Genomic DNA, 13,648 nt, shown 5'->3' on the forward strand with positions numbered 1-13,648 from the left:
CGCGCCCTGCAAAGCATCCGTAAAGGGGCCGGTGAAACCCTGCCTGCCCTTGGCTGCGTCTGCTTCACATCAACCCTGATCGGGCCGGCGGCCTCCAAAGGCGGTGTTCCTTGCTGAGCCTTATCGTTGCCCGCTCGAAGGAAGGTGCCATCGGCCGCGACGGCGATATTCCCTGGCACGCGCCCGAAGATCTCGGCTTTTTCAAGCGCGAAACCCTTGGGGGGGCGGTGATCATGGGGCGGCGCACCTGGGAAAGCCTTCCCTTCAAGCCTTTGAAAAATCGTGACAACATTGTCGTCTCTTCGACGATGGAAGAAGATTTCGCAGTCCCCTCTCTGGAAGAAGCCCTCGCCCGTGCCACGGCGCTCGGCCATCGTCGGATCTATGCGATTGGCGGCGCCAGCATCTATGCGGCGGCGCTGCCGCTGGCCGACCGGCTGCTGATCACCGAGGTCGATCTATCGGTCCCCGATGCCGATACGTTCTTCCCGCATTTCGCCCCCGAAGACTGGCGGCTGGCAGGCTCGCAGGATCTGCGCCGCGAGGCACCGTCTTGCCGGCTGGATGAATATCTGCGGCGCCAGCACTGAAGGCACAGCGGGACCGTCAGGCCCCGCGCAGCGGGCGGAGGCCCCTTCCGGCAGCGTCGCCTTTGAGCTAGGCTGCCGCCTGATACAGGAGTTCCCCCATGTTCTTGCGCATATCCGCCCTTGCCATGATGCTCGCCTCGCCTGCTGTGGCGCAGATGTATTACGAACCATTCGAACCCAATGCCGAGCGCACCCGCGTCACCGGCGGTTATGAGCGCTATCAGACCCATGTGCTGAAACTCTCGAAACATCGCTATGCGGTGCTGTTCCAGCCGGGCTATGTCGATTTTGACACCGCTGTTCGCGCAGTGACCCCGCTTTGCGCGGCGCAGGGACGTGTGGCGCAGGGAGACAGCCGGGTCGCGCCGGTCGATGTGCTCCTGGAAAACGGCGCACCCGCGGTCCAGCAGGGCATCCGCGTAACCTGCGTGAAATCGGAGAAGTAACATGATCCTCTACGGCATCCCGACCTGTGACACCTGCAAAAAGGCGATCCGCACGCTGGAAGCGGCCGGGCGTGAGGTCACGTTCCGCGATATCCGCAAGGATCCGCTCTTGGAGGCCGAAATCCAGGAGATCGTCACCGAATTCGGCGAGCGCGCGATCAACAAACAATCGACCAGCTACCGCGCCTTTTCCGATTTCCTGAAAGCATCAGAACCGGAGGCGCAGATCGCCGCACAGCCCACTGTGATGAAGCGCCCGCTGATCCGCGACGGGGCCAGCTGGACCATCGGCTGGGACGAGGCCATCGAGACCCGTCTGACCGCAGGCTGAAGCCGGTCAGATATAAGCGCGGTAATACCAGGGGGAAACCGTTGCAGGCCCGTGGCCTGCGGCGCGTCTTTCGCAAATCGCCCCTGCCCTCGCGCACGGAACAGCCGGGGCACCTCATATAAGGGCAAAGCGCAGCGGTCTTTCGTCCGGTTCAGTTACCGCGCCCGGCGAACCGGACAGCGGCAAAGACTTTGCGTCCTCAAGACTTTCGTCCCTTAGACTGGCAGGCAACTGACGGGAAAGCCGGCTCCGCTCAGGTTCCGGCAGCGCCATCAGCGCTCAGCTGGTCAACGCGGGCGGTCAGAGCAGTTTCAGCTCGCTGGCCGAGGACTTGCCGTCACGTCCGGTTTGCAGCTCGTAGCCGATCTTTTGATTGTCGTTCAGACCCTTCAGACCGGCGCGTTCAACCGCCGAAATATGCACGAAGACATCTTTGCCGCCATCATCGGGCGCGATGAATCCGTAGCCCTTCGTTGCGTTAAACCATTTTACGGTGCCAGTCGGCATTCCCGTCTCTCCCTTAGTAACCCTCCGGGCTGCGGAATTGCGGCCCGGTCGTAGCCGCCAGGTCTTCCGGGCCTGTCAGGGTAGAGAGGCTAGTCAGAAAGTCTGTCGTTACAGGGGCAGGATGCCACGGAGATATTGGAAATCAAGAATTTTGCCACGATTTCACAGGGAATCGCGGTTTCATGCCGGGTTTCAGAGGGGAATCTCTTAAGAAACTGGCCGATCCCGGTGGTTTTTTGACCATTTGATCGAAAAATCACCAGAATCAGCCCATTCCTCAGTTCATTGGCGGCGGCAGCGCGTCAAAGGCCAGCGTGGCAAGTGCGGATTCGAATCCCATGCTTTCGGTACGGTTTTCGCCCAGACGGCGCAGCGAGACGCTGCGCTCCTCGACCTCTTTCATCCCCACGGCCAGAATCACCGGCACTTTGCCGACGGAATGCTCGCGCACCTTGTAATTGATCTTTTCGTTGCGGGTATCCGCCTCGGCCCGCACACCGGCCTTGCGCAGCGCAGCGACCACTTCGGTCACATAAGGGTCGGCATCCGAGACGATCGAGGCCACCACCACCTGGCGTGGCGCCAGCCAGAACGGCAGTTTGCCCGCGTAGTTCTCGATCAGAATGCCGATGAAACGCTCGAACGAGCCAAGGATCGCGCGATGCAGCATATAGGGGCGGTGTTTTGCACCATCCTCGCCGACATATTCCGCATCCAGCCGCTCTGGCAGGTTCGGGTCGACCTGGAAAGTGCCGCATTGCCATTCACGGCCAATCGCATCAGTCAGTTTGAAATCAAGCTTTGGCCCGTAGAATGCACCGTCGCCGGGGTTGATCTCATAGGGCAGGCCGAGGTTCTCAATCGCAGACTGTAGCGCGCCTTCAACCTTGTCCCATTGCGCATCGGTGCCGATACGGACCTCGGGGCGGGTCGAGAGCTTGATGTCGAATTTATCAAAGCCAAGGTCGCGGTAGACGGAAGACAGCAGTTTGATGAAAGCGCCGCATTCCGATTCAATCTGATCTTCCGTGCAGAAGATATGCGCATCATCCTGCGTAAAGCCGCGCACCCGCATCAGCCCATGCATCGAGCCTGAGGATTCGTAGCGGTGGCACGATCCGAATTCCGCCAGACGCAAAGGCAGGTCGCGGTAAGACTTCAGACCCTGGTTATAGACCTGGACGTGGCAGGGGCAGTTCATCGGCTTCAGCGCGTTGATGCGCTTTTCCTTCGCGCCCTCTTCGTCCACTTCCACGATGAACATATTCTCGCGGTAGGCTTCCCAATGGCCGGATTTCTCCCACAGCACCCGGTCGACGACCTGGGGCGTGCGGATTTCCTGATAGCCGGCGGCGCGCAGACGGCCGCGCATGAAATCTTCAAGGCCCCGCCAGATCTGCCAGCCATTCGGGTGCCAGAACACCATGCCCGGCGCTTCCTCCTGGAGGTGGAACAGATCCATTTCACGGCCCAGCTTGCGGTGGTCGCGTTTCGCGGCCTCCTCCAGCATGGTCAGATGCGCCTTGAGGTCGTCGCGATTGCGGAACGCCACACCGTAGATGCGTTGCAGCATCGGACGGGATGCATCCCCGAGCCAATAGGCGCCCGCGACATGGGTCAGCTTGAATGCATCCGCCGGCACCTGGCCGGTATGTTGCAGATGCGGCCCACGGCAGAGATCCTGCCAGTTCCCGTGCCAGTACATGCGGATGTCTTCATCGCCGGGGATGCGGTCGAGGAGCTCCACTTTGAAGGGCTCGCCGCGCTCTTCATAATATTTACGGGCGCGCTCTCGCTCCCAGAGCTCGGTTTTCACCGGCTCGCGCGCATTGATGATCTGCTTCATCCGCGCCTCGATGGCGCCAAGGTCTTCCGGCGTGAAGGGCTCTGCCCGGTCGAAATCATAGAACCAGCCCTGATCGCGGACCGGGCCGATGGTGACTTTCACATCCGGCCAGAGCTCCTGCACGGCGCGCGCCATGATATGGGCGAGGTCATGGCGGATCAGCTCAAGCGCCGGGGCCTCGTCTTTCATCGTATTGATGGAAAGCTGCGCATCCGTCTGGATCGGCCAGGCCAGATCCCAGTGCTGACCGTCAACCTGCGCCGAAATCGCTGCTTTCGCGAGCGAGGGTGCAATCGAGGCGGCAACCTCGGCAGGCGTTACACCGGCCTCATAGGTCCGGATATTGCCATCTGGAAAAGTAAGGGAAATCTGGGCCATCGGCCTTGCTCCTCGTCGGTCTGGCGCCCACTGCGCGCCCGGTTGCGGGTTATATCCGCGCCCATTTGCGCCTGCGCCGGTCCGAGGTCAAGCGCATTGGCGGGAAAATTTGCGAAGGGGACCTCAGAGCGCCGGGACGGCTTTGCCGGACCTGTTGCTCTGGCCGGATGCGGGCGATTGCGGCGAAGAAAGGCCGGGAAATGCAGTAAAGCGCCGGGGGATCCCGTCACAGGCCATGCGCGGTCAGACGGCGAGTGACAGGGACGGAACGGCCGCGATACCAGGAGGCCGCACCTGTGATCCTGCCAAATCCTGAATCAGCTAACTCACCCAGCGTTATGATTTCGACGGTCAGCCACCTGAAGCCACACCCCAGCCAGGGGCGCGGAAACCGAAACGGTTTCCGGCACGATTTCTTTGAAGAAATCGTGAGCCGCGCGATACTGGCGGGGGTACTTCGGCTCTGATAGGCTCCGGCCTGCGCGAAAGACGCCCGTGAAGGAGCAGCAGTTGACCGAATTCCTTACCTCGCCCCAGGGCCGCCGGCTCGCCTTTACCCAATCGGCAGGGAGTGACCCGACTGTGGTATTCCTCGGCGGTTTCAAATCCGACATGCAGGGATCAAAGGCCCTGTTCCTGGAGGCCTGGGCGCGCGACCAGTGCCGTGCCTTCCTGCGGCTCGATTATTCCGGTCATGGGCAATCCTCGGGTGATTTCGAGGCGGGCTGCATCGGTGACTGGGCCATGGATGCGCGCGCTGTGATCGAGGCCCGGACCGAGGGCCCGCTGATCCTTGTCGGATCGTCCATGGGCGGGTGGATCTCGCTCCTCCTCGCCCGTGCGATGCCGGACCGGATCGCGGGCCTAGTGGGCATCGCGGCCGCGCCGGATTTCACCGCCCGTACCTGGGCGGAAGAACTGAGTGACGCCCAACGCGATCAGGTCACTGCCGAGGGCAGGATCGAGATCGCCTCGGATTACGCCGATCAGCCCTATATCTTTACCCGCAGGCTGTTTGAGGATGGCGCGCAGAACCTGGTGCTGGAACGCCCGCTGCCGCTCCCTTTCCCGGTCCGGTTGTTACAGGGCACGGCGGATACCGATGTGCCGCCTTCGGTCGCGCTGAAGCTCCTCGCGCATGCCGATGGACCGGATCTGCGGCTTGCGCTGGTCAAGGGCGCGGATCACCGCTTTTCGACCCCGGATTGCCTGGCGCAGATCGCGGCCAGCGTGAGCGAGGTCATCGCGCGCGCGGCCGGGCAGCAGACAGCGCAGGACAGGGCCGCGCGGTGATACACCGCCTTTTCGCCGCTTTGCCGGTGCCCGCACGGCTTGTCGCCGCCCTGCTGATCGCCATGCTGCTGATCGCCGCGCTCTGGGTCTTCGCGCCCCGCGAAAGGGTCGAGCGCGGCATCAGCTTTACCCCTGCGGTGCTGGGCGATGACCCCGAGGTCTGGCTCCAGGTCAGCGAGCAGCAATATGCCGATATCCGCCCGGGCGCCGCGAAACGCATCCTCTGGGCCGGTGAAAAGGGGCGCAAAACGCCGCTTGCCATTGTCTATGTGCATGGGTTCACCGCCTCGGCCGAGGAAATCCGCCCGGTGCCGGATGAGGTCGCCCGGGCGCTTGGCGCCAATCTCTATTACACGCGGCTGGCCGGACAGGGGCGCGCGCCCGAGGCCATGGCCGGGGTCGAAGCCGACGCCTGGATCGAAGATATGGCCGAGGCTATGGCGATCGGGCGCATGCTGGGTGACCGGGTGATCGTGATCGGCACCTCGATGGGTGGCGCGCTGACTGCATTGGCGGCAACTGACCCGCAGCTTTCAGAAGCCATGGCCGGGGTGGTGCTGATCTCGCCGGCCTTCGCATTGCACAATCCGGCAAACTGGATGATCGACGCGCCCTTCCCCCGGCTCTGGACGCCTTTGATCCTTGGGGCGACCCAATCCACAGCGCCGGTCAACAGCGGGCATGAGAAATTTTGGGCGACCCGCTGGCCAACCGCCGCGCTCTACCCCCTGGGCGCCCTGATGCGCGAGGCGCGGGCGGCCGATTTCACCGCTGCGATGATGCCGCTTCTGGTGCTTTACGCGCCCGCAGATCAGGTGATCGACCCCACAGCCATTGCGCCGGTCATTGCGACCTGGGGCGGATCGGTCGCGGTGAACGAGCGCCGGATGCAGGCCGGTGATGACCCCTATGCCCATGTTATCGCGGGAGACATATTCTCGCCGGGGCAAAGCGAGGCCGTGGCAGAGCTGATCGTGAGCTGGGCGCGCGGGCTCTGAACCCGCCCTCTGAACCCGCGGCCCGCCGTCTCGCCCGCCGTCTCGAAAGCAAAAGGGCCCCGAGGGGGCCCTTTACCATATGTCTCGCAAGATCTGCAGCTGACCCGGGGCTCAGCCCGCCAGATCAGTCGGGCTGCCCTGAACGCTGGCCAGCCGGATCGGCGTCACGGTTCTGGCCCGTTTGCGCTCTGGCTTCGGGGCGGCCGCATTGGCGTCGATGAAGTCCAGAACCAGCGGGCGGATGTTCAGCCGCCAGGATTTTCCGGCGAAAATACCATAATGGCCGGCGCCGGGTTCCAGATGCTGCGCTTTTTTCTCTGGCGGCAGGCCGGTCAGCAGGTCGAGCGCCGCAAGGCATTGGCCGGGCGCGGAAATATCGTCATTCTCGCCCTCAACGATCTTCACCGCCACCCGGGTGATGGCCCCGATATCGACATGCTTGCCCTTCACGGTAAAGGCATTGCGCGCAATCTCGCGGTTTTTAAAGATCCGTTCGACCGTTGAGAGGTAGAATTCGGCGGTCATATCCATCACCGCCAGATATTCGTCATAGAAGCGGTTATGACCGTCCTGGTCCGAGGCCTCGCCCCGCGCCTCGCGCATGATCTGGTCGGAAAACGCCTTGCTGTGGCGTTCGCCATTCATCGAGATAAAACCCGCCAGCTGCAACAGCCCCGGATAGACCAGCCGCCCGGCGCCCTTATACTTAAAGCCGACGCGCTGGATCATCATATGTTCCAGCTGACCCATGGTGACGCGGTTGCCGAAATCGGTCACTTCGGTCGGCGCCGCATCAGGATCGACCGGCCCGCCCATCAGTGTCAGCGAACGCGGCTGCGCATCGGGATCTTCCTGCGCCAGCCAGGCCGTGGCCGCGAGCACCAGAGGCACCGGCTGACAGACCGCGACGACATGGGTGTCCGGCCCGAGTTCCTTCAGGAAATCCGCGATATAAAGTGTGTAATCCTCGACATCAAAGGTGCCCGCCGACACCGGAATGTCACGCGCATTATGCCAGTCTGTGACCCAGACATCTGCATCCGGCAAAAGTGACGCAACCGTAGACCGCATCAGGGTGGCATAATGGCCCGACATGGGCGCAACGATCAGGATGCGCCGCGCCATCGGCTCGCGGCGCCGCACAAAGAACTGCAGGAGATTGCCGAAGTCGCGCTCGAGCGTGATCTTTTCGTCGACGAGGTGGTCCTGGCCATCGGGGCCGACCACAGTGCGGATACCCCAGTCGGGCTTTGCCACCATCCGCGCAAAGCTGCGCTCGGTCACCTTGCCCCAGGCCGCCATCACCGGAAGCATCGGATTCATCGAAAGCGCAAAGATCGGATAGCTCGCAAGCGCCTGCATGGACGCGCCCAGCCACTCATTTGTGTTACGGGCGCTTTCCATCACGTCATAGGTCGCCATATACTTCACGTCACGTCTCCATACCCGCCGGGGGTTCCTGAGGCATTTGCCAAAGATAGCCCGTACCTGCGCTTCGCGCGCGACTGGTCCGGTCCCACATGGTTTCGGGCGGGGCGGGGCTGGAGTCGTTATGCTGCGCAGCAGCAAAGTTAGGGGGGAAATTTTTATATGACAACTACCGAAAAAAAAGAAGAAACGGATAGTGTCGCAAGGATGGAACGGCTGAATGCCAATCTTGCCCGTATCGAAGAGCTGACGCAGCGCCTCACAGCCGCCGTTTCCGCCAGGCGCAGCCATGATGCCGCCCTCGATGGTCCTGCCTCGGATGTCTATCTCAAAGCCGCCGCCTCCTGGGTTGCCGGCATGATGCGCGACCCTGGCCGGGTGCTGGAACAGCAGATCGGCTATTGGGGCAAGACGCTGAAACATTATGTCGAAGCGAATCAGGTGCTTGCCAAAGGCGAGTTCAAAGCCCCCGCCGACCCCTTCCCCAAAGACCGCCGCTTTTCCAACCCGCTCTGGGAAACGCATCCTTTCTTCAACTACCTCAAGCAGCAATATCAGCTGAACTCCGAGGCGATGACCGGCGCGGTCGGCCAGATGGAGACGCTTTCGCCCGAGGACAGAAAGCGGGTCGACTATTTCACGAAACAGATTGTTGACATGTTCTCGCCGACGAATTTCCTCGGCACCAACCCCGATGCGCTGGAACGCGCGGTCGAGACCGATGGCGAAAGCCTTGTCCAGGGGCTTGAGAACCTCGTCCGCGACATGGAGGCCAACAGCGGCGAGCTGATGGTGACGCTGGCCGATAAAGAGGCCTTTACCGTTGGCGGCAATATCGCGACGTCCGAGGGCGCGGTCGTCTATCGCAACCGGATGTTCGAGCTGATCCAGTACACGCCGACAACCGACAAGGTTCACAGGACGCCGCTGCTGATCTTCCCGCCCTGGATCAACAAATTCTACATCATGGATCTGAAGCCGCAAAATTCGCTGATCCGCTGGATCGTCGATCAGGGGTTCACGCTGTTTGTCGTGTCCTGGGTGAACCCCGATGCCTCTTATGCCGATGTCAGCCTCGATGATTATATCCGCGACGGCTATCTGCGCGCGATGGCCGAGGTGCGCCGCATCACCGGCGAAAAGCAGATCAATGTCACCGGCTATTGCATCGCCGGCACCACGCTGGCGCTGACGCTCGCGCATCTGCACAAGGCCGGCGACAAGACCGTCAAGACCGCGACCTTCTTCACCACCCTCACCGATTTCTCGGATCCGGGTGAGGTGGGGGTCTTTCTCGACAATGATTTCGTCGACGGGATCGAGCGGCAAACGGCCCAGGACGGCATCCTGTCGAGCCTTTTCATGCAGCGCACCTTCAGCTTCCTGCGTTCGAATGACCTGATCTACACGCCGGCGATCAAAAGCTATATGATGGGCGAGGCGCCGCCGGCCTTTGATCTGCTCTATTGGAACGGTGACGCCACCAATCTGCCGGCAAAGATGGCGGTCGAATATCTGCGTGGATTGTGCCAGCAGGACGGGTTCGCGAAGGGCGAGTTCCCCGTTTTCGGCGAGCCGGTGAACCTGGCCCAGGTTCAGGTGCCGCTTTGTGCGATCGCCTGCGAGACCGATCACATCGCGCATTGGAAAGGCAGTTTCAACGGCATCAAACAGATGGGGTCAAAGGACAAAACCTTCATCCTGTCGGAATCCGGCCATATCGCCGGGATCATCAACCCGCCCTCCAAGGGCAAATACGGCCATTGGACCAGCGCGGCCCAGCCCGAGGGCACGCCCGAGGCCTGGCTTGCTGCCGCTGAAAAGACGCCGGGCAGCTGGTGGCCCCGCTGGGGGGCCTGGCTCGCCGCCTCTTCTGGTGCGATGGTGAAGGCCCGCGCGCCTGGCGGGCCGGAAAACCCGGTTCTTTGCCCTGCGCCCGGAACCTATGTGAAACCGGCGGAGGCTCAGGACTGAGCCCCAGATGCATCGGTTATGCCCCGTGGGCGATTCGAAAAAGCCAGGTTTTCCTGGCTTTTTTGCTGTGTCATCCCCCCGGGAATGGGCGAGCTTCCGCCAGGTCACCCAGACCTCTGCCGAAGCAACGATCCGCCTCACGGGCGCAGCGGAAAGCCGGGCGTATGAAAATAGCGTTAAATCACAATTGCCTGCACGAAAGACGCCGTGGCGGCCTTTGTCACTGCCCTGTGATCCGGTCATGCTAATGCTGCATCGCAGAATAATCCTTGAAATGCTGCACCGCAGCATGTATATAGTCCTTCAGGAAACGGGCTGAACCGCTGCAACCGCCCGATATTCAGGAGAATTGCAATGACCAAGACCACCGACTTCACCAAAGTGTTCCAGGACGTCCTGGCTTCTTTCCCGGTTGACGCTTCGGCTTTCCAGAACGCTTTCAAAACCCAGGCCGCTTTCGGCGAGAAATTCTCGAAAGTTGCTCTCGAAGCCGCCGAGAAATCGACCGAGCTGTCGGCCATCTGGGCCAAAGAGACCTTCTCGCGCCTCTCGGACATCACCAAAGCCAAAACCGATCCGGCTGACTACACCAAAGCCGTGACCGATTTCGCCTCGAAATCTGCCGAAGCTGCTGCCGAGAACCTGGCTGCCTTCGCTGAAATCGCGAAAAAAGTCCAGGTCGAGACCGTTGAGCTGCTGCTCGCCGCCGGCAAGGAAGCCCAGGACGACGCATCCGCCGCAGTGAAAAAAGCCGCGGCCGACGTGCAGTCGGTTGCCAAAAAGGCCACCGCCGCCGCGAAATAATCGCAGCAAATCATAGCCCCGTGCCGGCGCGCCCCTCTCTCCCCAGGGGCCGGCCGGGGACCTGGTTTGAGCGGGCTCAGTCGAGCCCGCTCTTGCTTTTTGATCAGACGCGCCGCTAAGCTTCTCTGCGAGCGCAAACGGAATTGATGCCCTGCAGCGTCCATTACCGTAAATCCCGGGAGGAGAGCAGAATGTCCGCCACTGACAAGCCATTGCTGATCAAGCGCTATGCCAGCCGTCGTCTCTATAATACCGAGACCTCGGATTATGTGACGCTCGAGGATATCGCCGGCCTGATCCGCAAGGGGCGCGAGGTGCAGATCATCGACCTGAAAACCGGCGATGACCTGACGCGGCAATATCTGCTGCAGATCGTGGCGGAACATGAATCCAAGGGCCAGAATGTGCTGCCGGTGAATGTGCTCACCGATCTCGTGCGCAGCTATACGACCGGCATGCAGGCGGTGATGCCGCAATTCCTTGCAAGCTCGTTTGAAATGCTGCGCAACAGTCAGTCGAAAATGGTCGAGAACCTGTCGACCTTCCCCAATCCGATGGCCACTATGCCGGGCTTTGATGCGCTCCGGAAGCAGCAGGAGGCCTTCCTCAAGACCGTGATGAACGGCATGCCGGGCTGGCCGGGGGCCACTTCGGCGCCGGAAGCCGAGCCGGCAGAGGAAAAGGGCGAAGACCTCGCCGATATCCGCAAGCAGCTGGCCGAATTGCAGGCAAAGCTCTCGAAACTCTGACCCCAGCCCGCTGCGGAGGCCAATATGGCGGAAACCGAGGGCCGTGTAACGCTCTGGGGGATCGAGGTTTTCCTCGCTGCCGCCGAGGAGGGTGCGATTTCTGCAGCCGCGCGGCGGCTCGGGGTCAGCCCGTCGGCGGTCAGCCAGCAGCTGAGCGGGCTTGAAGCCGCGCTTGGCACGGTCCTGCTGGATCGCGGCGCAAGGCCGGTGCGGATGACCCCGGCGGGGACGATGTTCCGCCGCCATGCCCAGACCATGCTGAATGCAGCCCAGGAGGCGCGGGCGGAGCTTGCGCGCTCAGATCTGGCCGGGCTGACGACGCTGCGTCTCGGGATGATCGAGGATTTCGAGGCCGATGTGACGCCCCGGCTTTTATCGGCCCTGGCGCGCGAATTGCCGGGCTGCCGCTTCCTGCTCGAGACCGGGCCGTCGCACCGTCTGCTGGAGAAGCTCGACGCGCGGGCGCTGGATATCGTGGTTGCGGCGGATCTGCCCGGCGAAGTGACCTGGGAAGGCGAGCGCGAGCAGCATCCGATCCTGCGCGAGCCGTTTCTGGCGATCCGGCCGAAAAGCGGCGCGGCGGATCTGCCACTGATCCAGTATTCCGCCCGGCATCTGATGGGCCGCCAGATCGCGGCGCATCTCTTGCGCGAGGGCCAGCGCCCTGCGGCGCGTTTCGAGCTCGACAGCTATCATGCGATCCTTGCCATGGTGGCCGGAGGCGAAGGATGGGCTATTCTGCCACCGCTGGCGCTGCATCAGGCGCGGCGCTTCCGCGCCGAGGTAGAGGTATCGCCCCTGCCCTTCGCCGCCCTGTCGCGCAGCCTCTCACTGATGGCCCGCGCGGACGTCATGCGTGATATACCGGCCCTGATTGCGGGCCGGTTGCGGATCCTGGTGCGCGAGGAAGTTCAGACCCCTGCCCTGCAGGACTGGCCCTGGCTGAAAGACCAGCTCTCGATCCTGTAAACCACGCCCCGCCAGAGACGCGCCAAACGAAATCTTTAAAGATTTCGTGCCGGTTCCTTGTAAGGAACCGGGCGTTTCAATCCTTGACGGCTTTCACCGCGTCAAGCACCGCCGTTGCCAGATAGTCCAGCTCCTCGCGCTTGAGCCGCACCGGCAGCCGCATATCGCAGGCCCGCATCAGCATCGCCCTGGTCATCGGCAGCTCGGGCGTCTCACCAAGGAACTGCCAGTTCCAGAAGGCCCGCGCATTGCCCTCGGAAAGGCCGAAAATCTGCACCGGCACACCACGCGTTTTCGCCTCGGCCTGGAACTCCCGCGCCTCGGCATCGCTCCATTCGCCGATCAGACTGAACTGGATCGAATCCGGCGCGCGTTCCTCTGGCGCCAGCGCCTGCGGCACCGAGAGCCAGGGGCTTTCATTCAGCAGCAAAGCCACATGGTCGTGATTGGCCCGCCCCTTCGTCACCCGATCCGCCAGCATCGGCAATTGCGGCCGGATCACCGCCGCCGACAGGTTCTGCATCCGCACATTGTACAAAGGCAGCTTGTTCTGCCAATGGCCGAAGCTGTTTTGCAACCCGCCATGCTTCTTCCAGTTTTCCTCATAGGCGCCCGACATGATGATCGCGCGCGCCGCGAGTTCCGGATCATCGGTGATCAGCATCCCGCCTTCGCCCGCATTCACCATCTTGTAAGACTGGAAGCTGAAACAGCCCGCCTTACCGATCGTCCCCAACTTTTTGCCATGCCAGAGCGTGCCAAGGCTATGCGCCGCATCCTCGATCACCGGGATGCCGGCGGCATCGGCAAGCGCGCAAATCGCATCCATATCCGAGGTATGGCCCCGCATATGGCTGATCAGCACCGCATCGGCACCCGGCAGTTTCGCTTTGAAATCAGCGATATCGATGCGCATATCCTGGCCCACTTCGACCAGCACCGGCACGCATTCCGCATGCACCACCGCCGAGGGCACCGCCGCAAAGGTAAAGGCCGGGATCAGCACTTTCGCGCCCGGCTTCAGATCCAGCGCCTTCATCGTCAGGAACAAGGCCGCCGAGCAGGAGGACACTGCCAGTGCATATTTCGCGCCCAGAAGTTCGGCGAATTCGGCCTCCAGCAGCGCGACCGGCGCGTCTTTCGGCGCATTGTAGCGAAAGAGGTCAGCCGATTGCAGCAGTTCCTCGATCGCGGCACGGGCCGCCGCCGGGATCGGCTCTGCCTCATGCAGATCGGGGGCGTTATGGGCGTTCATACGGGGGGTGTCTTCGATCACCGGGTTCTGACCATCGGCAGCCATGTTCAGCTTTCCTGAAAACTCTATTCAGGAAGCAT

At 62.1% G+C, this 13,648-nt stretch carries 14 protein-coding genes; 10 read left to right on the plus strand and 4 right to left on the minus strand.

All coding sequences use genetic code 11. From position 1 onward, the window contains the following. The first annotated feature begins 110 nt into the window (after nucleotides 1-110). From JC607_RS11745 to JC607_RS11755, 3 genes are all read left to right on the plus strand, one after another. Entirely contained in the window at nucleotides 111-590 is a 480-nt protein-coding gene (locus JC607_RS11745; RefSeq protein ID WP_198837108.1) for a dihydrofolate reductase, read from the plus strand. A gap of 98 nt (nucleotides 591-688) precedes the next feature. Next, nucleotides 689-1,036, plus strand: a complete 348-nt coding sequence (locus JC607_RS11750; protein ID WP_198837109.1) for a hypothetical protein — start codon at nucleotides 689-691, stop codon at nucleotides 1,034-1,036. Between the two features lies 1 nt (nucleotide 1,037). Next, a complete protein-coding gene (locus JC607_RS11755; RefSeq protein WP_198837110.1) occupies nucleotides 1,038-1,367 on the plus strand; it encodes an arsenate reductase family protein in 330 nt (109 codons plus the stop codon). Nucleotides 1,368-1,667: 300 nt separating this feature from the next. Here JC607_RS11755 and JC607_RS11760 read toward each other — a convergent pair whose 3' ends face one another. Together JC607_RS11760 and thrS are read right to left on the minus strand one after the other, a co-directional pair. Continuing rightward, nucleotides 1,668-1,874: a cold-shock protein gene (locus tag JC607_RS11760; protein ID WP_092898588.1), complete on the minus strand. Its 207-nt coding sequence runs from the start codon at nucleotides 1,872-1,874 to the stop codon at nucleotides 1,668-1,670. A gap of 277 nt (nucleotides 1,875-2,151) precedes the next feature. Beyond that, nucleotides 2,152-4,098, minus strand: coding sequence for a threonine--tRNA ligase (gene thrS / locus JC607_RS11765; RefSeq protein ID WP_198837111.1), 1,947 nt, complete (start codon nucleotides 4,096-4,098; stop codon nucleotides 2,152-2,154). Between the two features lie 510 nt (nucleotides 4,099-4,608). On the opposite strand from thrS, the gene JC607_RS11770 reads away from it, so the two are divergent. Next, on the plus strand, nucleotides 4,609-5,391 hold the full coding sequence (locus JC607_RS11770; protein WP_198837112.1) for an alpha/beta fold hydrolase: 783 nt from the start codon (nucleotides 4,609-4,611) through the stop codon (nucleotides 5,389-5,391). After that, on the plus strand, nucleotides 5,388-6,389 hold the full coding sequence (locus JC607_RS11775; RefSeq protein WP_198837113.1) for an alpha/beta fold hydrolase: 1,002 nt from the start codon (nucleotides 5,388-5,390) through the stop codon (nucleotides 6,387-6,389). Before JC607_RS11770 ends, JC607_RS11775 begins: the two co-directional genes overlap by 4 nt. A 111-nt stretch (nucleotides 6,390-6,500) precedes the next feature. On the opposite strand, the gene phaZ is transcribed toward JC607_RS11775, so the two are convergent. Then, nucleotides 6,501-7,820 carry a polyhydroxyalkanoate depolymerase gene (gene phaZ / locus JC607_RS11780; RefSeq protein ID WP_198837114.1) on the minus strand — a complete coding sequence of 440 codons (1,320 nt, stop codon included), beginning with the start codon at nucleotides 7,818-7,820 and terminating at the stop codon, nucleotides 6,501-6,503. A gap of 159 nt (nucleotides 7,821-7,979) precedes the next feature. On the opposite strand from phaZ, the gene phaC reads away from it, so the two are divergent. From phaC to JC607_RS11805, 5 genes are all read left to right on the plus strand, one after another. Continuing rightward, entirely contained in the window at nucleotides 7,980-9,791 is a 1,812-nt protein-coding gene (gene phaC / locus JC607_RS11785; protein ID WP_198837115.1) for a class I poly(R)-hydroxyalkanoic acid synthase, read from the plus strand. Between the two features lie 25 nt (nucleotides 9,792-9,816). Then, a complete protein-coding gene (locus tag JC607_RS11790) occupies nucleotides 9,817-10,110 on the plus strand; it encodes a hypothetical protein (protein ID WP_198837116.1) in 294 nt (97 codons plus the stop codon). Between the two features lie 35 nt (nucleotides 10,111-10,145). Then, nucleotides 10,146-10,595 carry a Phasin gene (locus JC607_RS11795; RefSeq protein ID WP_198837117.1) on the plus strand — a complete coding sequence of 150 codons (450 nt, stop codon included), beginning with the start codon at nucleotides 10,146-10,148 and terminating at the stop codon, nucleotides 10,593-10,595. A 191-nt stretch (nucleotides 10,596-10,786) separates the two neighbouring features. Then, entirely contained in the window at nucleotides 10,787-11,344 is a 558-nt protein-coding gene (phaR, locus tag JC607_RS11800) for a polyhydroxyalkanoate synthesis repressor PhaR (RefSeq protein ID WP_198837118.1), read from the plus strand. A gap of 24 nt (nucleotides 11,345-11,368) precedes the next feature. After that, a complete protein-coding gene (locus tag JC607_RS11805) occupies nucleotides 11,369-12,313 on the plus strand; it encodes a LysR family transcriptional regulator (protein ID WP_198837119.1) in 945 nt (314 codons plus the stop codon). A gap of 76 nt (nucleotides 12,314-12,389) precedes the next feature. Here the strand turns inward: JC607_RS11805 and JC607_RS11810 are convergent, their stop codons facing one another. After that, complete coding sequence (locus JC607_RS11810) at nucleotides 12,390-13,568, minus strand: DegT/DnrJ/EryC1/StrS aminotransferase family protein (protein ID WP_198837152.1); 1,179 nt, start codon at nucleotides 13,566-13,568, stop codon at nucleotides 12,390-12,392. Between the last annotated feature and the right edge of the window lie 80 nt (nucleotides 13,569-13,648).

It is taken from the genome of Paracoccus sp. IB05, assembly GCF_016405985.1.
Taxonomy (GTDB): domain Bacteria; phylum Pseudomonadota; class Alphaproteobacteria; order Rhodobacterales; family Rhodobacteraceae; genus Pseudogemmobacter.

What these genes read in the sequence shown, in the direction of transcription:
- JC607_RS11755 (WP_198837110.1), top strand. Translation starts at nt 1,038, where the DNA reads ATGATCCTCTACGGCATCCCGACCTGTGACACCTGCAAAAAGGCGATC.
- JC607_RS11805 (WP_198837119.1), top strand. Translation starts at nt 11,369, where the DNA reads ATGGCGGAAACCGAGGGCCGTGTAACGCTCTGGGGGATCGAGGTTTTC.
- phaR (WP_198837118.1), top strand. Translation starts at nt 10,787, where the DNA reads ATGTCCGCCACTGACAAGCCATTGCTGATCAAGCGCTATGCCAGCCGT.
- JC607_RS11810 (WP_198837152.1), bottom strand. Translation starts at nt 13,568, where the DNA reads ATGAACGCCCATAACGCCCCCGATCTGCATGAGGCAGAGCCGATCCCG.
- phaC (WP_198837115.1), top strand. Translation starts at nt 7,980, where the DNA reads ATGACAACTACCGAAAAAAAAGAAGAAACGGATAGTGTCGCAAGGATG.
- thrS (WP_198837111.1), bottom strand. Translation starts at nt 4,098, where the DNA reads ATGGCCCAGATTTCCCTTACTTTTCCAGATGGCAATATCCGGACCTAT.
- JC607_RS11795 (WP_198837117.1), top strand. Translation starts at nt 10,146, where the DNA reads ATGACCAAGACCACCGACTTCACCAAAGTGTTCCAGGACGTCCTGGCT.
- JC607_RS11760 (WP_092898588.1), bottom strand. Translation starts at nt 1,874, where the DNA reads ATGCCGACTGGCACCGTAAAATGGTTTAACGCAACGAAGGGCTACGGA.
- JC607_RS11750 (WP_198837109.1), top strand. Translation starts at nt 689, where the DNA reads ATGTTCTTGCGCATATCCGCCCTTGCCATGATGCTCGCCTCGCCTGCT.